Annotated in this window: 17 protein-coding genes, 1 tRNA gene and 1 pseudogene; 11 read left to right on the forward strand and 8 right to left on the reverse strand. The window is 40.6% G+C overall.

All coding sequences use genetic code 11. The annotated features are described in order from the left end of the window. The first annotated feature begins 14 nt into the window (after positions 1–14). Together F3J02_RS09900 and F3J02_RS09905 are read left to right on the forward strand one after the other, a co-directional pair. Positions 15–725 (forward strand): BON domain-containing protein, encoded by a 711-nt coding sequence (locus tag F3J02_RS09900; RefSeq protein ID WP_167248899.1) that lies wholly within the window; start codon positions 15–17, stop codon positions 723–725. A gap of 3 nt (positions 726–728) precedes the next feature. Then, positions 729–1,601, forward strand: a complete 873-nt coding sequence (locus tag F3J02_RS09905; protein WP_167248901.1) for an alpha/beta hydrolase — start codon at positions 729–731, stop codon at positions 1,599–1,601. A 67-nt stretch (positions 1,602–1,668) separates the two neighbouring features. Here F3J02_RS09905 and F3J02_RS09910 read toward each other — a convergent pair whose 3' ends face one another. Continuing rightward, complete coding sequence (locus tag F3J02_RS09910) at positions 1,669–1,929, reverse strand: helix-turn-helix domain-containing protein (RefSeq protein WP_167248903.1); 261 nt, start codon at positions 1,927–1,929, stop codon at positions 1,669–1,671. A 204-nt stretch (positions 1,930–2,133) separates the two neighbouring features. On the opposite strand from F3J02_RS09910, the gene F3J02_RS09915 reads away from it, so the two are divergent. Further along, entirely contained in the window at positions 2,134–2,637 is a 504-nt protein-coding gene (locus F3J02_RS09915; RefSeq protein ID WP_167248905.1) for a hypothetical protein, read from the forward strand. Between the two features lie 34 nt (positions 2,638–2,671). Here the strand turns inward: F3J02_RS09915 and F3J02_RS18605 are convergent. Then, positions 2,672–2,749 (reverse strand): annotated as a pseudogene (locus F3J02_RS18605) (NADH pyrophosphatase); the annotation flags it as partial. Between the two features lie 108 nt (positions 2,750–2,857). On the opposite strand from F3J02_RS18605, the gene F3J02_RS09920 reads away from it, so the two are divergent. Further along, positions 2,858–3,439 (forward strand): TetR/AcrR family transcriptional regulator, encoded by a 582-nt coding sequence (locus tag F3J02_RS09920; protein WP_167248907.1) that lies wholly within the window; start codon positions 2,858–2,860, stop codon positions 3,437–3,439. Positions 3,440–3,525: 86 nt separating this feature from the next. Further along, complete coding sequence (locus tag F3J02_RS09925) at positions 3,526–4,758, forward strand: MFS transporter (RefSeq protein ID WP_171526091.1); 1,233 nt, start codon at positions 3,526–3,528, stop codon at positions 4,756–4,758. A gap of 29 nt (positions 4,759–4,787) precedes the next feature. On the opposite strand, the gene nudC is transcribed toward F3J02_RS09925, so the two are convergent. From nudC to dnaQ, 3 genes are all read right to left on the reverse strand, one after another. Further along, a complete protein-coding gene (gene nudC, locus F3J02_RS09930) occupies positions 4,788–5,540 on the reverse strand; it encodes an NAD(+) diphosphatase (protein WP_167248909.1) in 753 nt (250 codons plus the stop codon). Beyond that, positions 5,540–7,186, reverse strand: a complete 1,647-nt coding sequence (locus tag F3J02_RS09935) for a chemotaxis protein (RefSeq protein WP_167248911.1) — start codon at positions 7,184–7,186, stop codon at positions 5,540–5,542. The genes nudC and F3J02_RS09935 overlap by 1 nt, the downstream gene beginning before the upstream one ends. A gap of 126 nt (positions 7,187–7,312) precedes the next feature. Beyond that, positions 7,313–8,671: a DNA polymerase III subunit epsilon gene (dnaQ, locus tag F3J02_RS09940; RefSeq protein WP_167248913.1), complete on the reverse strand. Its 1,359-nt coding sequence runs from the start codon at positions 8,669–8,671 to the stop codon at positions 7,313–7,315. Positions 8,672–9,176: 505 nt separating this feature from the next. Here dnaQ and F3J02_RS09945 point away from each other — a divergent pair. The 6 genes from F3J02_RS09945 (at position 9,177) to F3J02_RS09970 (ending at position 19,577) form a co-directional block, all read left to right on the forward strand. Further along, on the forward strand, positions 9,177–12,425 hold the full coding sequence (locus tag F3J02_RS09945) for a LysM peptidoglycan-binding domain-containing protein (protein WP_167248915.1): 3,249 nt from the start codon (positions 9,177–9,179) through the stop codon (positions 12,423–12,425). Between the two features lie 6 nt (positions 12,426–12,431). Continuing rightward, entirely contained in the window at positions 12,432–14,273 is a 1,842-nt protein-coding gene (locus F3J02_RS09950) for an extracellular solute-binding protein (RefSeq protein ID WP_167248917.1), read from the forward strand. Positions 14,274–14,568: 295 nt separating this feature from the next. Then, the gene (yejB, locus tag F3J02_RS09955; protein ID WP_167248919.1) at positions 14,569–15,639 is read left to right on the forward strand and encodes a microcin C ABC transporter permease YejB; all 1,071 of its coding nucleotides are present in this window, start codon (positions 14,569–14,571) and stop codon (positions 15,637–15,639) included. After that, positions 15,639–16,649: an ABC transporter permease gene (locus F3J02_RS09960; RefSeq protein WP_167248921.1), complete on the forward strand. Its 1,011-nt coding sequence runs from the start codon at positions 15,639–15,641 to the stop codon at positions 16,647–16,649. The genes yejB and F3J02_RS09960 overlap by 1 nt, the downstream gene beginning before the upstream one ends. Then, complete coding sequence (locus tag F3J02_RS09965) at positions 16,627–18,222, forward strand: ABC transporter ATP-binding protein (RefSeq protein WP_167249509.1); 1,596 nt, start codon at positions 16,627–16,629, stop codon at positions 18,220–18,222. Before F3J02_RS09960 ends, F3J02_RS09965 begins: the two co-directional genes overlap by 23 nt. 110 nt (positions 18,223–18,332) lie before the next feature. Beyond that, positions 18,333–19,577 (forward strand): NADH:flavin oxidoreductase/NADH oxidase family protein, encoded by a 1,245-nt coding sequence (locus tag F3J02_RS09970; RefSeq protein WP_005213596.1) that lies wholly within the window; start codon positions 18,333–18,335, stop codon positions 19,575–19,577. Between the two features lie 87 nt (positions 19,578–19,664). On the opposite strand, the gene F3J02_RS09975 is transcribed toward F3J02_RS09970, so the two are convergent. The 3 genes from F3J02_RS09975 to pyrC all read right to left on the reverse strand — a co-directional run bounded on the left by F3J02_RS09975 (position 19,665) and on the right by pyrC (position 21,444). Beyond that, positions 19,665–19,740: transfer RNA gene (locus F3J02_RS09975), tRNA-Glu, on the reverse strand. A 19-nt stretch (positions 19,741–19,759) separates the two neighbouring features. Next, positions 19,760–20,425, reverse strand: a complete 666-nt coding sequence (rnt, locus tag F3J02_RS09980; RefSeq protein ID WP_167248923.1) for a ribonuclease T — start codon at positions 20,423–20,425, stop codon at positions 19,760–19,762. Further along, entirely contained in the window at positions 20,410–21,444 is a 1,035-nt protein-coding gene (gene pyrC, locus F3J02_RS09985) for a dihydroorotase (RefSeq protein WP_167248925.1), read from the reverse strand. Before pyrC ends, rnt begins: the two co-directional genes overlap by 16 nt. Between the last annotated feature and the right edge of the window lie 139 nt (positions 21,445–21,583).

Genomic DNA, 21,583 nt, shown 5'->3' on the forward strand with positions numbered 1-21,583 from the left:
GGGAGTCTTGCCAAGTGTTAAAACGTTTATCGATTACGTTGCTTTGCGCTGCAAGTTTATCGGGATGTGCTAGTTTTATTTCTGGTGGCACAGGAAGTTCACCCGTTGGCACGAACAGTGGTGAACGTAGTCTTGGGCAGATTTTTATTGATTCTTCGATCAAGCGTACTGCAAATATTAATTTGTATAAATTAGATCACCGCTTTAAACAGTCACGTATCAACATTGAAAGTTTTCACAGCAATGTGTTATTGACAGGACAAGTCCCTGATCCATATTTAAAACAACTGGCTGAAGATAACTTACGTTCAATGTCAGATGTTAAAGCCGTACATAACTACATTACGGTGGGTGATAAGGTCGGTTATAACACCATCATGCAAGATGCAACAGTTACGGCGAATACCCGTGGTCTGTTGATGAAAGCACCTGTTGTTTCTGACAGTAAAGTTCTTGTACATACTGAAAATGGTGTGTTGTATGTGATGGGACGTTTAAATACAGCTGAATCAAGAGATTTAGATGACGTCTTACAAAAAGTTGGTAATGTGAGTAAAATTGTCACGCTCATTGACAATACGGATCAACCTTCAGGTACTGTAGCGAGTTCGACGGCAGCAACACCAATGGTGGGTACTGCGACTACACAGCCTTTAGTTGAAACGCCAGTTGCAATTGATCCTGATCAGGCGGAACCTGCAACCATTACTCCAACTAATCCTTAATTTATGAAGCAACTTATTCAACAAGTACAAGAAAATGTAATCAAGGCGAAAACCCTTTATCAAGAGTTTCGCCTTTACGATTTTGCTAGTTATTCGATTAATTACCTGACGCCTAAAGATAGCTTTGAGAAGGAAGAGCATCTTGCTTATGGATTGAAAGCAAGACAGCGTTTGGATCTCTATCGGACTAAGAATCCTAAAAAGCAAAGACCACTGATTGTGTTTGTGCATGGCGGCTCTTGGCAGCATGGTAATAAACGTGACTATTTATTTGTTGGTGAGAGCTTTGCACGTGACGGTTATGATGTTGCGGTCATTAATTACCATCTTGCACCGGAACATATTTTCCCAACGTTTATCGATGATATTGCCCAGGCGATTCATTATTTAAGTCAAAATCAAGATAAATTGAATATTTCCACCGATAATATCATTCTGATGGGGCATTCTGCGGGTGCTTTTAATGTGATGTCTGTGGTGTATTCAGCTTACTCACAAAACTTTAAGTATAAAGATAAGATTCGGGCAATTGTGGGAATGGCTGGTCCTTACCATTTTGATTATAAGGGCGATCCGTTGGCAGAGCATGCTTTTGATCAGAAAGTATCGTACCAACAAGTGATGCCTTATTATTTTATAGAGCCGAATCAGATTAAGCATTATTTGCTAATGGCTGAGCAAGATCAGGTGGTCGGTAAAGAAAACAGTTTTGATCTGGATAAAGCCTTAAGAGAGAAGGGTAACCACAGTCACATTGCTGTGATTCCAAAAACGGGACATATTACCATTGTGGCAACACTTGCAAGTCTAATGAGCCATTATTTCAAAACTAAGCGGACGATCCTGCACTTTTTAGATGAAGCCTTAGAGCCTTAAAATAAATTTAAAAATCATTTAACAAGGATATCTAAGAACTTTAGATATCCTTTTTTATTTCAAGATTTTATCTATTTTCCACATTGAATTGCATCGCTTCAACGATCAGATGAATACCTGTTTGTGGATCGATTCTTAGTGCATCGCAATACCAGATATATTCCACCACATCTAAACGACGTTCGCCTTGCTCTACTTTTTGTACATACGAGTGCGGTTTATCCATGCGTATTGCTAATTCACGCATAGTTAAGTTCTGTATTTTGCGCTGACTTTTAAGCCATTGGCACAAAATGTTCATTTCATTGGTATGGATACTACTTGTCATTGTACCTATTTATGGTAAATTGGCTTGATTACCCAAAACAGGTACAAAGGTTGTGTGGCGTAAAGCATTAAAAATGCCAAGTATGAGTTGTAAGTCATGAAAAGAATCAAATGATTAGAGATGGATTTGATATGAAAAAAAGATGTGTGAAAAAGTGTAATTACAAAAAATATTTCTTTCTCAGCAGCCGTTAGGAGCAGTAGGATGGGGTATAAAAGTGGGAATAATCAGCTTAAAAAATGGGCTAAAACGTTGGTAAATCATGATAATTCTCAACCCATTTTAACATTACAGGCACAACCACTTGATTCGGAGATATTTCCACAAGAAGTTGTCGCTGCAACATTAGCAAATCTATTTCATTTTTTAGTAAGAAATGACCATGGTCAATGTGATATAGCTTTTTACCCTGTTATACAGCAATTATTTAGTCATTATCCTAGAGCGCAGCAGAAGTTAGTTGAGAATATACTCAATACAGTGTCTAAGAGAGAACTAGAGTCGATTTCATTGCAGCTATTGAGTATTTCGGAACTTCTGGATAAGCAATCGAAAGCTTGGGTCATTCAGCAGTCGCTACGGATCATGTTTTACAGACAATGGTCTGATCAACAAGTCCGTAGCACCTTGAAACAGTTATCAACAGGATTAGTACTTGATTCACAGCATATACAAACGATTATTGAAAATATTCAAGAACTGTACTGATCAATGTCCATCTCTTAACATAAGAGTTTTTAGTTTAGGCCACTTTACTGTTTTCAATCATTTGCATGATCATGCTATGTGCAATACTACCATTGAATGGAATTTCAGGAAGTTATTTGAACCTAAAGGATTATATCTACTGACCTATGGTTAGGCTCATTTGACTTTTCTTGGAATATTGATTATTTTTATTGGAACGTTCATTCCGTATATTTTTATAATGCGCACAAAAGAATTTGATCCAGATCTAGTGACTGATGCAGCAATGCAGGTTTTCTGGCTAAAAGGATATGCAGGAACTTCAGTTCAGGATTTGGTTGATGGTACCGGTCTCTCAAGAAGTAGCTTGTATGGAACATTTGAAAATAAATATGCTTTATATCAAAAAGCATTAGACCGATATGATGCCGTGACAACGGCCAATATACACTGCTTGCAACAAGAACAAACTGCTCAAACAGCAATTAAAAGCTTGCTAATGAAGATTGCTGAAGATGAGTTGGCTGATCCTTTACATCGGGGATGTTTGATTGCCAATGCTAGTCTGGAGTTGGCAGGACAAGATGAGTTGATTGCAGAAAAAGTCGCATCGAATTTGCAACGTATTCAAAAAGCGATTTTGAATGTATTACAGAAAGCACAGCAGCAAGGGGAAATTTCAAAAGAAATTGATGCCCAAGCACTGTCATTTTTTTTCGTAAACACGATACAAGGGATGAGAGTCCTAGCAAAAGGAACACCAGCCCACCAGCGTCACCAGTGTTTGTTGGATATTATTAATATTGCGCTTCGTGTTTTGTAATTAACCAGAAACTCGCTGCTTTCATTCGGTAGTGAGTTTTTATTTACTTTATTCTGGAATGATCATTCCTTTATTCGGGTAATTATATGAAAGGTCCATCTACAATTTATGTAAATCAATCTATACAAACTTCAGCCACTCAGAAAGTAGCCGAGCAATTTCCTATTTGGAAATTATTGGCTTTTTCATTGATCGGATTTATTACGATCATGACGGAGACCATGCCTGTTGGTCTATTGCTTCAGATTAGCCATGACTTGCAGATATCGAAACTATGGGCTGGGCAATTAGTTAGTTTTTATGCATTAGGTTCTGTCTGTGCTGCGATACCTATTATCGCGCTTACGAAGCATTTGGATAGACGTAGCTTGTTGTTATTCACTTTAGGATGCTTATGCGTTTTTAATGGATTAGCTGCGATCTCAACACATTATATGTTCACTTTGTTTGTGCGCTTTTGTGCAGGGATGGCAGCAGGTGTTATTTGGGGGCTATTTGTGAGCTATGTCCGTTATTTGGTTGCTCCGCATTTACAAGGTCGTGCTTTAGCCATTGCAGGTATTGGGCAGCCATTAGCATTGTGTTTTGGTGTGCCGCTTGGAACCTTCCTTGGAACGTTGCTTGATTGGCGTAGTGTCTTTTGGATTATGTCGATTTTGGCTCTGATCTTGGTTATTTGGGTTCGACTGCTTATTCCCTGTTTTATTGTAAATGTAACACAGCAAAAAGTAGCATTTGGGCAAACACTTAAAATGAAAGGTGTTGGGCGAATTTTATTGATCTTGTTTGTTTGGGTCTTGGCACATAATATTCTATATACCTACATCTCTTTATATTTAATCGAAGTGAGTTTGGGAGAACATATTGATACTATGCTCTTGATTTTTGGTCTGGCAGCAATTGTAGGTATTTTTATTACCGGGCGTTTTATTGATCAATATCTACGTTACTTAACCTTGGTGACTCTTGTTATATTTGCTTTTTCGTCCTTATGCTTTGGCATTTTTATGCATTCCATTTGGATGATTTGTGCCGCATTGATTGCATGGGGAATTTCATTTGGCGGTGCTCCTATACTATTACAAACGGCATTGGCGGATATTGCGAAAGAACAAACGGATGCTGCCCAATCTATATTAGTGACCATTTTTAATATTGCTGTTGCGGGAGGTGGAATTGCGGGTGGCCTTCTCTTTGATCAATGGGGTATTCAATCTTTCGCGTGGAGCGCGTTAATTTTATCATTCTTTGCACTGATTTTAGTATATCGGGCTAAAGATCATGGGTTTGGTGTGGGTCATCGAGTGTTGATAGATTAATAAAATATACAAGGATAAAAAAGCATCTTTTAAGATGCTTTTTTACTGTCAATCATTTGCATGATCATGCTATGTGCAATACTACCTTTGAATGGAATTTCAGGAAGTTGATCGAACTTAAAGAATTGGGCTTCACTGATCTCTTCGAGTTGTAGCTGAATTTCACCTGAATCATATTCAGCATGGAAGGCTATCATAAGATTACTTGGGAATGGCCATGGCTGACTCGACATATAACGAATATTTTTGAGTTTGAGCCCAACCTCTTCAAATGCCTCGCGTTGCACGGCTTCTTCTAAAGTTTCACCCACCTCAACAAAACCAGCAATTAACCCGTACATATTGCTTTTATTGTGTGCAGATTTTGCCAATAGAACTTCATCTTTACCTTTGGTAATAATGGTAATGATACAAGGCTGTACGCGAGGATATTGATGATAAGCACAGGCAGGACACACCATGGCATATTCTTTAGGATGAATTTCAGTGGCATGCCCACAATGACTACAGAATTTGTGGTTGCGTCGCCATTCTAGTAATTGAACTGCTCGACTGGCTTGTAGGAAGTCGCTGCTCGACCAAGACTGAATCAATTCCCGAATAGGGACTAATTGATAGCCTTCAGGAATAGATTCATTCTCAAGCAGATCACGTGCGATGACGTGATCATTATGATGGAGCGGTAAGTCACTTGCTAATTTCTCAACTTGGGGAAGTTGAAGGTTTTGGTCGACTAACAGTTTTTGGTGTTGAAAAATATAAGCAAGTGATAGTTGAGTCATTATGCGGCTATAGTTTGTAATTGCTGACTGTTTGATAATGCCACATCAAACATAGATTGCAATACAGGTTGCTTGTTCTTCAAGTTCTCAACCAGTAAATCCAAACCTGCAACAACATTTAAGATGCAATTAATTTGTTCGGCATCGAGGGGTTGATTTTGTGTCAAGCGAGATTCCGCAAAGTGCGCTGCACCTAATAAAGCAGTTTGTTGTGCTGAACTACCCAAGAACAGGGCAGCACCAGAAAGCTCTTTCAGATACACTGGCAATGCTTCTAAGTTATGTGCTGTAGGATCTTGCACATAGAGGCTCAAGGTTTGCGTTAAAGTATCAATCAGGGTTTTGGTTTCAGTCAGTAATGCTTTATGTGCTTCATCTAAGCGATCAAGCGAGATCTGCATGTTATTTACACGTAGCTGTAAGCGGCTAGAAGTGTAATTGCGTTCCAAAATTCCAATCGAATTCATTGAAGCCAAAATGCTGTTCATTAACTGTTGTACCGAAGTTGCATCGGTTAATGTATTTGGCTGGCTTAGTTTTTCCGCTTGTTGCGTTAATTCTCTCGCAGCTTCATTTAAATTCAGCACTTTGAATACATTTGATAGCTGAGTTAATTTCTGTTGTAGCTCTTGGGTTTTTTCAGCTGACATATTTTGATGGTTGTATTCAATCTCATTGCGGATTTGAGCCATCTCATCTGTCATTAACTGGCTAATGGTATGTACAGTTTCATAGTCAGGGCCGTATAAATGGCGGCTCAACACCTGTAACTGTGTATCACTCAGTAACTCATCACCAATATTTAGTTGTTCACGAATGTGGTGTGAAACATCATCTTCCTGACTGATACAGATACATAGAATATCTGCAAGATCTGCAATGGTATTTTTAAAGCTTGATGGTTGTACTAAGAACTTACCAATATTCGTTTCAATCTGAATTAAGGTCCGTAGACGCGCTTCAGTAATTGACAACTCATTGATATGGCTTAGACCCACGTTGACCAGTTGCCAATATTGCTGGCTTGGCTGACCTGTTGCTAAACCAGCTAGATAAACACCCACCAATTTGATTCCTTGTAAATCAAGAGGCGTTTCTGATTGTTTAATAAGTTTGTTTAAACACAATTTATAAAGCTGATGAATATATTGTGATTGCTCTAAGCTTGGGGCTTGAGGCAAATTGAAACTCGGTGTAATGAACTCAAGCAATGGCTGTACAGTTTGACCTTCTTTGGTCAGTGGTTTGCCTAGGGCTTTTTCTAAACGATTGAGTGTATCGAGTAAAAACTGCGGAACTTTGACTTCACGTAAGCAGATGAATTCAATATAACGCTTCAGCATGGTGGTGCCTTCGCTGAGCGCAACCACATCACTGGTTTGGATCTGTTGTGGTTGAGCCATGATTTTACGCATCAACTCAGCAGAATATTGAGTAATTTGTGATAAATGTGGCATATCAATTAACGCAAGAACTTGCGTACATTGTTCAAACTGGTTCAGCGCATCATCAATCCCGAAAGGTAATGCTTGTTCTTCGGCAAGGGTATTGACCGCTGTTTCTACCAATTTAATCGAGTTGTCGATTTCATTTTTTATTATTAATAATGCCGTTGGGTCGAAATGAATCGAGGTTTGGTAAGACATATGACCTACACCTTTCCTAAGTTGTTATATCCATGGACCTCCTTTTAAGGAGGTCTAAATCTTTAAGGCTTAATATAACTTAACTTTAGAGGCTTGAAATACAAAAAATAACATTGGTCAGCAAATTTATTTTGCGAAAAGGCAAGGCTCTCCATGTTTTTGCTCGAATTGTTTGACCCAGGTCTCATGTTCATTTAATTCATGTTCTGAAGGTTCGATTACAGCTAAATCGACTTGTACACGTTGACGGCTCGTTTTATTTTGGTTTTGTGCAGTTTGAGAGAGTGCATCGATATCAAAGGAAACCTGTCCGCCTGTCATAGCAAGGTAGACATCTGCCAAGATTTCAGCATCCAGTAAAGCGCCGTGGAAGGTACGGTCTCGCGCTGGAATTTCGTAGCGACGCACTAATGCATCTAAAGAGTTCTTTTGCCCAGGGTGCTTACTTTTTGCAAGGGCTAAGGTATCTGTAACTTCACAAACTTCGGAAAGTAAAGGTAAACCAGCACGCTTGAACTCCATATCAAGGAAGTTCATATCGAAGGTTGCGTTATGCGCGATAATTTCAGCACCTTCTAAAAAGGCAAATAGAGCATTGGAAATTTCAGCATATTTAGGCTTGTCTTTTAAAAAGTCATCGCTAATGCCATGCACATTTTCAGAGTCACCAACGGGTTTTTCTGGATTGATATAGATATGGATTGAACTACCAGTCAGTTTGCGATTGATCATCTCAATCGCACCTACTTCAATAATACGGTCACCATCTTGATAATAGAAACCTGTGGTCTCGGTATCGAGAATCAGTTGACGTGGGCCTTGAAGATGAACTTTGGCTTCAGTGATGACAATATGTGGGTGTTGATTTGCTGAAGGTGCTTCTGTAATCACGTCAGTAGCGGCTTCATTTTCTGCCATATTATCCTCGATTTCTTCAAGCTCTGATTCTTCGATCATTTCATCCGTATCCACATCAATATCAAGTCCGAAAGGATCATTTAAGAGCCAGTCGGATTCAGGCTTTTTTGTATCAGCGTTAGCCTGTGTTGGTGATTTTAGTTGTTGAGCGATTTGTTCTGCACCCTGATTTGCCAATTGGTCTGCCATTTCATTGCCTGCATGTCCTGCATGACCTTTAATCCAGTTCCATTCGATGTTGCGGTTGGCACAGACGGCATCGAGTTTTTGCCATAAATCCGGATTTTTTACATCTTTCCAGTTTTTCTTTTTCCAGCCATGAATCCATTCGGTGATGCCTTGTTTGACATAATTGGAATCAGTCCAGATAATTAAATGTGCATCAACAGGGCAGAATGAAACGCCCTCAATTGCTGCTTGTAGTTCCATACGGTTGTTGGTCGTTTCTGGTTCTCCGCCACAAAGCTTGTGCTCACCTTGCTCAGTAATGACATATGCACCCCAACCACCAAGACCCGGGTTACCTTTGCATGCGCCATCAACGTAAAGAGTGATTGTTTGTGACATATCTGAACCTGAACAATAAGCAGAATAAAAATTTGAGTATGTGCAATCCAACAAGAAAAGCACAATATTTTAAGTCAATCTAGATTGAGCTTAAGAGAATCGAGAATTTTAGCATTTTTGAGCTATATCTTGTATTGTAAAGCTAAATTCTGATTCCGAACGTTACAAAACACATCTTTTTTAATTTCTTGTAACATTTCCATGCAAATCACGTTAAATTATTGCCTTGTCTAAGTGACATGCTTTACTACAATGGCTAGGTCTGTTGACGTTTCACAGATGACAGAATGGTTTTGCCTTGCGCTGTGATTAAAACAGTACTTTGCTGTTGCTCAGGTCATAGCTAGAACTTCTCCAAACTTCGTTGTGAAACTTGACAAAGAGTAACCATGGTATTTGTCAGATGCCTTGTTTGAGTTGTTTTAGTCTATAACGCAATGCATGGTTAAAGCATCAATAGACCCTACTTAAGAAATAAACTAGCGTGAGTTGACTGGAAGTTTTTATGTATAAATCGAGCACATTGGTGTCGCAAGCATCTGCAACATCATTATTCAAAATCACTGTACTCACTTCTGCTCTCGTTGCGTTGGGAATCACTACGGGTTGTTCTTCAACTCCTCAATCAGGTAAAACCTCATCGTCTAAACAAGTAGGTTCAGGTTATCTGGATGCAAGCAGTTTAGATTCGCTTGAAGACTTACTTTCTGCAACAGATATGCGTGCTGTGGAAGGTGACCGTTTATTGGTTCTGAAACACGGTGATGTGTGGAAACGAATGACAGTTGGATTCAAGATGGACTTGAACCATTGGGATTCTCGAATTGAAGCACAACGTAGCTGGTTTATTTCTCGTCAACCCTATTTAGATCGTTTAAGCGCGCGTGCCAGCCGTTATTTATATCACACAGTAAAAGAAGCTGAACGTCGTGGCATGCCAACAGAATTAGCGTTGCTGCCGATTATCGAAAGTTCGTATGACCCAGCAGCAACAAGTAGTGCTGCTGCTGCTGGTCTGTGGCAGTTCATTCCAAGTACCGGTCGAATTTATGGCTTACAGCAAACTAGCCTGTATGATGGCCGTCGTGATGTCGTCGAATCGACACGTGCAGCGTATGAATTCTTTGGCAGCTTATATAACCAGTTTGGTTCATGGGAACTGGCATTAGCTGCATATAATGCGGGACCGGGTCGTATTCAACAGGCGATTAACCGCAACCGTGCGGCAGGTTTACCAACAGATTATTGGTCATTGAAACTGCCACAAGAAACCATGAACTATGTTCCACGTTTCTTAGCAGTTGCACAAATTATTAAAAACCCAAGTGCTTATGGTGTGAGTCTACCACCAATTGCAAACCGTCCTCACTTCCGAGAAGTGAGTCTAGCTGCGCCAATGGAACTCAATCAGATTGCATCGATTACAGGTTTAAGCCGAGCTGAGCTGTATGCCTTAAATCCAGCATATCGTGGTGAAATGGTTGATCCAATGAGCCCAATGCGGATTCTAATCCCTGCGGATTTGAGTCCTTCGATTGATGCAAAATTACGTTCTGGTAAGGCCAACTCTGGTGGATTCTGGGCAAGCAATAAAACCCCACCTGCGATGAATAATAGTCCGTTGAATAGTTCAACGACGATTCGTACAACGACTACTAGTGGACAGACTATTACGACATCGACGCCACCCAACTTAACGGCAAGTAATACAACACGCCCAACAACGTCTTCAATCAGTACCAGTAAAGTCAATACACCTAGAGGTTCAGATGCATTGGCTTCATTTGCTGCAGGAGCTGATGTGCCAAGTGCACCACGTATCCCTGTTGCAATTACGCCTGCTGCGAATGTTAAACCAGTAAAAATTGAGCCACCGATCTCATCTAAAGAGCGTGAGCAAATTACCGCTGCAATTAGAGAGGAAGGTAAAAAAGAAACTGTTGCACAAGTCCTAGAGCCACAAGCGACTCAAGCTGAGAAAGATCAGGTTGTCGCAGAAATTAAGGCGATTGCACCAAAAGGCACAGAAATTGTTGATCCATTCGATGGCAAAATTAAATTGACTGCGATTCAAACCAGTCAATCGGTTGCCGATGAAAAAGGCCAAGAGGTGAGTCGAGGCTTCTCTTATCCAAAAAACTTGGTTGAAGATACTGCGACTGCAAACAGTGAAGATGCCAAACGCAACCAAGGCAAGCCATACATTAAAACCGATACAGATGTTGTCGTTGTTGCACCGAAAGGCAAGCGTAGTACCTATGTGGTACAGCCAGGTGATACTTTAGCTGTGATTGCACAAAAAAATGGTGTGAACTGGCGTGATGTTGCTAAGTGGAACCAGATTGATCCAAACGGTACATTGTTTGTGGGTGCGAGTTTATATTTATATGATGCCAAACCAGAAGCGCCTAAAGCTGCCGAAAAGCCAGAGAGTTATGTCGTGCAGTCGGGTGATAGCTTAACTAATTTGGCTTCACGCTTTGATTTAAGTCTGAAACAGTTAGCTGATTATAATAATTTGTCTGTGACTGATGGTTTGTTTGTTGGGCAAAAATTAACATTGATCGAGCCAAAGAATAACACTCGTACAACTCAGCAGACAGTGCGTGCGACTGACAGTAAGGCTACAACGACTCAAAAAGTTGCAACCAAATCCTATACGGTGAAGCGTGGCGAATATTTAAAGCTGATTGCCGATCGCTATGCGTTATCTAATCAGGAATTGGCTGATTTGACCTCTGGTTTAACTGCGAGCAGCAGCTTATTCGTTGGACAGAAAATTAATGTGCCATTACATGAAGTTTCTCAGACTCAAGAAACACCTGAGCCAACGAAGACCAATGTTAAATACGAAAATGTAAGTGCAGCGACCAACTATAAAACTGAAAGTTATACTGTACAGCGTGGCGATACCTTATCAAGTATTGCGACCAAGTCGAAAATTAGCTTGAGCGAGTTGGCTGAGCTGAACAATTTAAAGGCGAATAGTGGTGTACGTTTAGGCCAAAGTTTAAAGATTCCAGCAGGTTCAACTGTACCTGATCAATATGTCGTGCAGTCGGGTGATAGCTTGAATGCGATTGCAGCCAAGTACAATCTTCAACTGAGCTATGTTGCTGATCTAAATGGCTTGGAAAGAACCTCAGGTGTACGTGTTGGTCAACGTCTGAAACTGACGGGTGATGTGCCTACAAAAACCACTGTAAGCAATACGAGCAAATCGAGAGAAGAAACTACACCTGATGTTTATACGGTTAAATCTGGTGATACTTTAGGTAATATTGCGAGTCGTCATAATTTACAGCTCGATTATATTGCTGGTTTAAATGGTTTAACGCGTGGCAGTAATGTTCGTATTGGTCAAAAGCTTAAATTGACAGGTGATTTGCCGAAAGCTGAAACCGCAAAGGTAGACAACAGCAAAACAACACCAAAAACATCAGCACCAAGCCGTAATACTGAAAGATATAGTGTCAAAGCAGGTGAGTCTTTGAATAGTATTGCTAATCGTTTTGGGATGTCTGGTCGTGAACTGGCTGAGTTAAATGATCTGAAAGCCAATGCAAGCCTGCAACGTGGTCAAAGTATTTCAGTTCCTAAAACAGTGAGTGAATACAAAGTAAAACGTGGCGATACGTTGATTGGTTTGGCTAGTCGCTATGGTTTAGATACAGGTGCGCTGGCAGAAATGAATGATTTAACACCAAGTACCCAGTTACGTATTGGTGATGTGATTAAAGTGCCTAACTTGTAATTACAGATGATTCAAACGTTGTTCATAAAAAGGCTTAGTCTGTATATGGGACTAAGCCTTTTTGTTCCTGTTGCGTTTGCAGCAATACAAACCAAGCCGTATTTGGCGATGCATGTGCAACCTAAATATGCTCAGCTTAAGGTGATGCCTTATGCCAATGCGAATGCACCGAAGGGTGGTATGCTGAGCCAATCGAGTTTGGGGACATTTGATAATTTAAACAGCATGAATGGCAAGGGTAGTTCAACAGAAGGCGTGAATTATCTGTTTGATAGTTTAATGGATCGTTCGCTGGACGAGCCGCGTGTGATGTATCCGCTGCTTGCAGAAAAGGTCAGTTATGATCCTGATCATTTGCAATCGGTTACCTTCCACTTGAATCCACAAGCACGATTTAATAATGGTCAGCCTGTAACTGCCGAAGATGTGAAATTTACCTTCGATACCTATCAGACCAAAGCCAATTTAGGCTTTCAAATGTATTTGTCAGATTTGGCTAAAACTGAAGTGTTAGCTAAACATCAAATCAAATTTATTTTTAAGTCTAAGAACAATGTGGAAATGCCACTGATTGTGGCGAGCCTGCCGATCTACTCAAAATTGGATTGGAAAAATAAAGATTTTGGTCGTGTCACCCTTCAACCGATTGTCGGTTCAGGTCCTTATGTGGTGGACCGTATAGATGCAGGGCGTAGTATTAGCTATAAGCGCAGTCCAAACTATTGGGGCAAAGATTTGCCAGTAAACAAAGGTCGCTATAATTTTGATCGACTGAAATATGTGTATTATCGAAATTTAGATGTGAGTTTTGAAGGATTTAAATCTCGACAATTCAATTTATACGAAGAAAAAAATATCCGTAATTGGGTCACAGCCTATAATTTTCCAGCAGCTAAATTAGGTTTAGTCAAAAAGTACAAAGCGCAGTTAGGTACTCCTCTAGATATTCAAAGCTTGGTGTTTAATATCCGCCGTGCGCCCCTCAATGATATTTATCTGCGTCAGGCATTAACCTATGCTTATGATTTTGAGTGGCAAAATAAGGCACTGTTCTTTAATCAAAATCGTCGTTTACAAAGTTACTTTGATAATACTGATTTGGCTGCAACTGGTCGTCCGAGTGCTGCTGAATTAAATGTATTAAAGCCATATTTGGCCCAATTCAATCCAGTGATGCGACAAGGTATTTTGGCTGATTGGCACTATCCTGTTTCTGATGGCAGTGGGTTCAATCGGCAGAATTTATTGACCGCACAACACATTTTAAAAGATGCTGGATATCTAATTCGTAATGGTCAATTATATGATCGGACGGGTAAAGCCATTCGAATTGAATTGTTGATGCAACAGGAAAACCCACAGCGTGAATTAATGCCTTTTGTGCGGAATCTGAAGCGTTTAGGTATTCAGGTTCAGTTACGGCAAGTGGATGTGCCGCAATATATGGAACGGATTCGTCATCAAGATTTTGATATGATGGTGTTGAAATTGCCCCAAACTTTAACCCCAGGCAAAGAACAAGCCCAATTCTGGGGAAGTGCAGCGGCAGATGAGACGGGCAATTATAATTATTCAGGGATCAAGAATCCTGCGATTGATCAGATGATCGCGAAAATTGTGGCAGCAAAAACACGCGAAGAGGTGGTGTTGTACACGCGTGTGCTCGATCGTTTATTACGTGCAGGATATTACCAAATTTTGACTTATGGGAAGCCTGAACGTTGGTTTGCCTATTGGGATATTTATCAGCAGCCTTCGGTTAAGCCAAAACTTTCGGTAGGATGGGAGTATTGGTGGGTGGATGCAGATAAGGCTAAGAAACAAGAGCAGTCTATACAAAAGCATTAATTAGAATGGTTGTGACTAGCCTTTGATGAAGTCGTTAGATTAATATAACGGAGTCTTAGCGAGTTCTCATCTTAATTTCAGGATAAGCTTTCAGCTGGAGTTACTTTGGTTTCGCCCAAAGTAACCAAAGGCATTTTCATCCACAAAACCTGTTTACTTATTGGACCTCTTTTATTATTTCGCAAAAACATTATCTTGTTAAAACACGCAGGTTGTGGATGACGTTTCCGCGTATTTTATCTCATGTTCGATTTCATAAAAACTTAGTAAATAAATTAATAAGGGTTCGATTTCAATGGTTCACTATATTCTAAAAAGAATGTTATTGATGATCCCGACATTATTTCTCATTTTATTGATTAATTTTTGTATTGTGCAAATTGCCCCAGGCGGACCTGTCGAACAAGCGATTCAGCAAATCCAAAATGCGCAAGGCTTAGGGGTAGGCAACAGTGCGCCCTCAGGTTTGACCACTTTGGCGCAATATGAAGGTGCTCGTGGCTTAAGTCCAGAAATGATTGAAAAAATCAAAGCCCAGTATGGTTTTGATCGTCCTGCCGCTGAACGTTTCTGGCTCATGCTCAAAGGTTATATGCATCTGGATTTTGGTAGCAGTTTTTTTAAAGATAAACCTGTGACCCAACTGTTATACGAAAAGCTTCCTGTTACGCTGTCTTTGGGTCTGTGGAGCACCTTCCTGATCTATCTGATCGCAATCCCGCTGGGTATTAAAAAGGCCAAAAATAATGGCTTATTGTTTGATCAATCTACCTCTCTGTTATTAGCCGTGAGTTATGCTATTCCATCTTTTGTGTTTGCCATTGTGTTGATTGTTTTTTTTGCAGGGGGCAGTTATTTGCAGTGGTTTCCCTTACAAGGTTTGGTTTCTGAGAATTTTGCTCAATTGAGCCTATGGGCAAAAGTACAAGATTATCTATGGCATATGTGTTTGCCGATCCTCAGTATGGTATTGGGCAGTTTTGCAGCACTGACTTATTTAACGAAGTATTCATTTGTTGAAGAGTTGCAAAAGCCTTATGTACTGACTGCAAGATCAAAAGGACTGAATGACAATCAGATCCTTTATGGGCACGTCTTTCGCAATGCAATTTTAGTGGTTGTGGCCGCTTTACCTGAGGCTTTGGTCGGTATTTTCTTTGTCGGTAATTTATTTATTGAAATCATTTTTAATTTAGATGGGATTGGTCTATTGGGTTTTGAAGCGATTACCCAGCGTGATTATCCTGTGATTTTCGGGACTTTATTTTTATTTACCTTATTCGGGATGATATTGCGTTTAATCGGCGATGTACTCTATCAAGTGATTGACCCACGCATTGATTTTGAGTCAAGAGGTGGAAAATAATGTCCCCTTTGATGCGCGCACGTTTTGTTCGCTTTAAACAGAACAAATTAGGATTTCGTTGTTTTGTTCTATTTTTAATTATTTTGGTGTTGTCGTTATTTGCCGAATTGATTGCTAATGATAAACCGCTGTTGGTTCGCTATCAGCAGTCCTTGTATTTTCCAATCTTGAACGATTATCCAGAAACCACTTTTGGTGGTAGCTTTGAGACAGCAACCGATTATCAAGATCCTGCGGTAAAGCAGCTGATTCAAAAACAGGGCTGGATGATATCTCCACCAGTCGCTTTTGCTTATCAGACGCCAAATCTATCATTGGCAATGCCTGTGCCTTCAGCACCAAGTTCGCAAAATTGGCTTGGAACTGATGATCAAGGTCGAGATGTGTTTGCTCGAATCCTGTATGGTCTGCGTATTTCTCTTTTATTTGGGTTTGCCCTAACTCTATGTTCTGCAGTCATTGGCATCATGGTTGGGGCAATTCAGGGCTATTATGGCGGTTGGATTGATTTAATCGGGCAGCGGATTCTTGAGGTCTGGGGCGGCTTGCCGATGTTGTTCATTGTCATGATCTTGGTGAGTATGTTTAGCCCCAGCATTTATTGGCTATTTTTGATCATGTTGCTATTTGGTTGGACTGAACTGGTTGGGCTAGTACGTGCAGAGTTCTTGCGTGCGCGCAATTTTGATTATGTCCATGCAGCGCAAGCATTGGGAGTAACGGATCATAAAATTATCTTTAAGCACATTTTACCGAATGCACTCAGTTCAAGTTTGTCACAGATTCCGTTTATGCTGACCGCCAATATTATTGCCTTAACTGCACTGGATTTCTTAGGTTATGGCTTACCGCCAGATGCTGCATCATTGGGTGAATTATTATTACAAGGCAAAAATAACCTAGATGCACCGTGGTTAGTGCTGTCTGGCTTTTTCACTTTGGCGATTGTGCTTTCTTTATTGATTTATATCGGGGAGGCTGCACGTGATGCATTTGACCCAAGACGATAAACAACTTGATCAATCAGCGTTATTAAGGGTTCAGCAACTGAGTATTCGCAATGAATCAGGACATGGTTTAGTCGAGAGTTTGAGCTTTGATTTATATCCAGAGCAGACAGTTGCGATTATTGGTGAGAGTGGCTCTGGTAAAACTATTAGTGCATTGGCTTTACTGGGTGTGTTGCCTGAACATTTTACAGTACAAGGCAAAGTGGAACTAAATGGAGAAAACTTGCTGGCTTTGAGCCAGATCCAGTTACAGCAGATACGTGGCAAACGCATAGCCATGATTTTTCAAGAGCCGATGACGGCTTTAAATCCTTTGCACAAAGTAGAGCAGATGTTGAGCGAAAGTCTAATACGACTTGGTATTGCAAAGACTGAGATTCGAAAAAGGTGTGTGGGGCTATTGCAGGATGTTCACATAGATAATCCAGCTCGTATTCTGCAATGCTATCCACATGAGTTGTCTGGTGGGCAAAGGCAACGGGTCATGTTAGCAATGGCTTTGGCTTTAGAAGCAGAAATTTTGATTGCTGATGAACCAACCACAGCTTTAGATGTCGTGTTGCAAGCTCAAATTTTAACGCTATTAAAAGAGTTACAACTGCAACGAAAGATGGCGATTATTTTAATTAGTCACGATCTAAATTTGGTCAAGCATTATGCAGATCATGTCGTGGTACTGAATCAAGGGCGTGTTGAAGAACAGGGGGCTACTGCGGAAATATATTCTCATCCCCAAACCTCATATACAAAAAATCTGCTTCATCATGATTTTGGACAAGCGTTGGCGATACAGCCGACGCAAACCTTGCTTGAATTAAATGACGTCAACGTAAAGTATCCAATTCAGCAGGGATTATTTCATCGGGCTAAAGCTTATAAAGTTGCAGTGGAATCTATCCAGTTTAACCTGTCTCAGGGAGAGGCTTTAGGCATCGTTGGAGAAAGTGGTTCAGGTAAATCATCGTTGGCCTTAGCGATCGCTAGACTGATCAGCAGTGAAGGTCAAATCCATTTTCAGGCACAAGATTTAAACTTGTTGACTCAAAAACAGCTTCGACCACTTCGACGTGATTTTCAGATTGTGTTTCAGGATCCTTTGGGTAGCCTGAATCCTCGTATGTCAGTTGAACAGATCATTGTAGAAGGGCTTTGTCTTCAACCAATTTCAAAGCAGCAGTGCGACGCTGAAGTTGACGCAGTTTTGGCAAAAGTCGAATTATCTTTAGCGGATAAAGAGAAGTATCCGCATCAGCTTTCTGGTGGGCAGCGGCAACGTGTGGCACTTGCAAGAGCATTGGTGCTCAAACCCAAGCTATTAATCTTGGATGAACCGACTTCCGCCTTGGATCGAACAACACAATTGGCCATCATTCAATTGTTACGTCGTTTGCAGCAGCAAGAACACATCAGCTATATCTTTATCAGTCATGACTTACAAGTCATTAAAGCACTGTGCCAAAAAGTTTTGGTGATGCATCAAGGCAAAGCCTTGGAATATCAAGCCACAGCACTTTTATTTAGCCAGCCTCAGACTGAGTATACTCGTCAGCTTATTTCAGCTAGCGAATATTAGCATTGTAATTAAATTGACATATGCTATTGTCAGTTCATCGGAAGAATGCTTGACAGTAACAATAATCAGATTAAATTAGAGTAAATACTCTAATTGAGCAGAGGATGACCATGAGTCAGATTGCAGACAGTATCCAGATTCGTAACACTACATTTAAAAACCGTATTATCAAAGGGGCAATGAGCGAAGCACTCGCGAATGATGCAGGACAACCCAATGATCTATTGATCGGTTTATATGAAGCGTGGGCAAAAGGTGGTTTGGGTTGTGCCATTACAGGAAACGTAATGGTAAATGTAGGCGCTAAAAATGAACCAGGTGTGGTCGCAATTGAAACCGAGCGTGATCTGGAAAAATTAAAGCAATGGGCTGCTGTGGGTAAGAAACATGGCATGGTGCAATTGATTCAGTTGTCACATCCTGGTCGCCAATGTCCAAAAGGTCTAAATAAGGAAACGGTTGCACCTTCAGCCGTGCCTTTTAGCCCAATGCTTGCAGCAATGTTTGGTACGCCACGCGAGCTTAAACACGAAGAAATTTTAGATATTATCCAGCGTTTTGCGACAGCTGCGGCGGTATGTGAAAAGGCGGGTTTTGAAGGCGTACAACTGCATGGCGCACACGGTTATCTGATTAGCCAGTTTCTATCGCCATTGACCAATAAGCGCACGGATCAATGGGGTGGTTCGATAGAGAATCGTATGCGTTTCTTGATCGATGCTTATCAGGCGGTACGCGATGCAACTTCTGAAAACTTCATTATTTCTGTGAAACTGAACTCAGCGGATTTCCAGCGTGGCGGGATTACTGAAGAAGATGTCATTACCGTGTTCAAAGCGATTGATGCTGCTGGAATCGATATTATAGAAATTTCTGGGGGAACCTATGAAGCCCCTGCAATGGCTGGTGCAAAAGCAGAGTCACGTAAAGCGAGTACCATTGCACGTGAAGCTTATTTCTTGGAATTCGCAGAAAAAATTCGCCAACATGTTGCTTGTAAATTGATGGTAACAGGCGGTTTCCGTACTGTAGAAGGAATGAATGCTGCATTGGAAAGTGGTGCATGTGATTTTATTGGAATTGCACGTCCATTGGCGGTTGAAGTTGATTTAACGGATCGTTTAATCGCAGGGCATGATGTTCGTTATGCGGTGAATCAAATTAAAACAGGAATTCCATTTGTCGATAAAATGGCAATTATGGAAATTATTTGGTATGCAGCACAGTTTAAAGCCATTGGGCAGGGTAAAAAGCCGAATCCAAAATTATCACCACTGTTGGTATTCTTGAACTATGCGAAAGGGAATATCAAAGCGGTGGTAAAAGGTCGTGTCAATTCACGTAAGTCTGCATAAGATATTGTAGGGCTCTTCGGAGTCCTTTTTATTATTCAAAGCAAATAAAAAAGCCACTGTCTTAAAATGCAGTGGCTTTTTCAAATTTGGCGTCCCTACGGGGATTCGAACCCCGGTTACCGCCGTGAAAGGGCGATGTCCTAGGCCTCTAGACGATAGGGACTTCTTGAGGTGGGTGTATATTAGGGTTCTGTCACCAAACTGTCAAGAAGGTGAGGAGACAGTTTGTTCAAAATATAGCAAAACAGTTCGGCTGTCTTTTGGGTATCGTACAACGCAGAGTGCGCTTCTTTACCATCAAACTCAATCCCAGCCTGAATGCATGCACGTGCTAACACGGTTTGACCAAACATGACCGCACTGAGTGTCACGGTATCAAATACTGAAAAACTGTGAAAAGGGTTTTGATTTTTTGTGCCTGTACGTGCAATTGCCGCTTGCAGGAAACCTAAATCAAAGTGCGCGTTATGACCCACTAAGACAGCATGGGTACAGTGTTGAGCTTTACGAACTTCATTTAATGATTTGAAAATACGACGTAAAGCACCACGTTCATCTTCTGCCATCGCAACCCGCATTGGATTGAAAGGATCAATACCAATGAAGTCTAATGAACGACGATCAAGGTTCGCGCCTTCAAAAGGGTTAATATGCGCCTGAAATGAAGGACCAGGTATAAATTGCCCATCTTCAGCATAGACAATAGGAATACACGCAATTTCAAGTAGGGCATCGGTTTGTGAGTTGAAACCTGCTGTTTCTACATCGACAACAACAGGTAAAAATCCACGAAAACGTTGACCAATTACAGGGGTTTTGTTTTCTTCTTGGGTCACACTTTTCTCCAATGCAAGGTTTTACCTGCATGAAGTGGAATAATTTTCTGATCTTCAAGGTAATCTAAAGATTCAGCCACGGTAATGTCTTCTTTCACTAAAGTAATGGTTGAAGTATTGTGTGGCAGACCATAGAAGTCAGCACCAAAGATACTTGCAAAACCTTCTAAGCGCTCTAACTTACCCACTTGATCAAATGCCTGAGCATAAAGCTCAATCGCATTTGGTGCACTGTAACAGCCTGCACATCCACAAGCATTCTCTTTGGCATTCTGTGAATGTGGTGCACTGTCTGTGCCTAAGAAAAATTTGGGATTACCACTGGTTGCAACTTCTAATAACGTGGTTTGATGCGTTTGACGTTTTAAAATTGGCAGACAGTAGAAATGTGGTTTGACACCACCAACCAACATATCGTTACGGTTAAATAATAGATGTTGAGGGGTGATCGTTGCTGCAACATTACGATCTTGTTCAAGCACAAAATTAGCCGCATCACTTGTTGTAATGTGTTCTAACACGACTTTTAACTGTGGGAACTGTTTAAGTAATGGTGACAGTACTTCATCTAAGAAGCGTTTTTCACGGTCAAAAATATCAACGTGATTATGGGTGACTTCCCCATGCAGTAAAAGTGGCACTTGATGTTCTTCAAGTTGCTCGATAACCGCATATACCTTGCGAATATCACTCACACCATTATCTGAGTTTGTAGTTGCACCTGCTGGATAGAGTTTGATTGCATTTACAAATTCAGATTCTTTAATTTTACGTACTTCTTCTGGAGAAGTGTGGTCAGTAAAATAAAGTACCATACGCGGATCAAAATGAAGCCCTTCTGGAACATGGGTCAAAATACGCTCACGATAGGCTAGCGCTTCTTCTACAGTTTTAACGGGTGGAACAAGATTGGGCATACAAATTGCGCGTGCAAATTGTTTGGCTAAATCAGGAACAGTACGTTTTAAAGCTAAACCATCACGCAGGTGCGCGTGCCAATCATCTGGTTGTAAAAGTGTAAGAGTATTCAAGGTCTACTTCAAACTTAAAAATAATACAAATAATAATGCATAAAGTGTGAAAATGGTAACTAGAATTACGGATAAGTGGTTAAGCAAAGCGCATGACAAAATGAGAATTTATGTTATTTTTTATGCGGCACAAAAATAG

This window comes from Acinetobacter sp. Tr-809 (assembly GCF_011753255.1).
Taxonomy (GTDB): Bacteria; Pseudomonadota; Gammaproteobacteria; order Pseudomonadales; family Moraxellaceae; genus Acinetobacter.

Coding starts and splice junctions, on each gene's coding strand:
- F3J02_RS09960 (WP_167248921.1), top strand. CDS start 15,639: ATGTCCCCTTTGATGCGCGCACGTTTTGTTCGCTTTAAACAGAACAAA.
- F3J02_RS09970 (WP_005213596.1), top strand. CDS start 18,333: ATGAGTCAGATTGCAGACAGTATCCAGATTCGTAACACTACATTTAAA.
- F3J02_RS09910 (WP_167248903.1), bottom strand. CDS start 1,929: ATGACAAGTAGTATCCATACCAATGAAATGAACATTTTGTGCCAATGG.
- F3J02_RS09915 (WP_167248905.1), top strand. CDS start 2,134: ATGGGGTATAAAAGTGGGAATAATCAGCTTAAAAAATGGGCTAAAACG.
- dnaQ (WP_167248913.1), bottom strand. CDS start 8,671: ATGTCACAAACAATCACTCTTTACGTTGATGGCGCATGCAAAGGTAAC.
- F3J02_RS09920 (WP_167248907.1), top strand. CDS start 2,858: ATGCGCACAAAAGAATTTGATCCAGATCTAGTGACTGATGCAGCAATG.
- F3J02_RS09905 (WP_167248901.1), top strand. CDS start 729: ATGAAGCAACTTATTCAACAAGTACAAGAAAATGTAATCAAGGCGAAA.
- F3J02_RS09935 (WP_167248911.1), bottom strand. CDS start 7,186: ATGTCTTACCAAACCTCGATTCATTTCGACCCAACGGCATTATTAATA.
- F3J02_RS09945 (WP_167248915.1), top strand. CDS start 9,177: ATGTATAAATCGAGCACATTGGTGTCGCAAGCATCTGCAACATCATTA.
- nudC (WP_167248909.1), bottom strand. CDS start 5,540: ATGACTCAACTATCACTTGCTTATATTTTTCAACACCAAAAACTGTTA.
- F3J02_RS09950 (WP_167248917.1), top strand. CDS start 12,432: ATGATTCAAACGTTGTTCATAAAAAGGCTTAGTCTGTATATGGGACTA.
- F3J02_RS09925 (WP_171526091.1), top strand. CDS start 3,526: ATGAAAGGTCCATCTACAATTTATGTAAATCAATCTATACAAACTTCA.
- F3J02_RS09965 (WP_167249509.1), top strand. CDS start 16,627: ATGCATTTGACCCAAGACGATAAACAACTTGATCAATCAGCGTTATTA.
- yejB (WP_167248919.1), top strand. CDS start 14,569: ATGGTTCACTATATTCTAAAAAGAATGTTATTGATGATCCCGACATTA.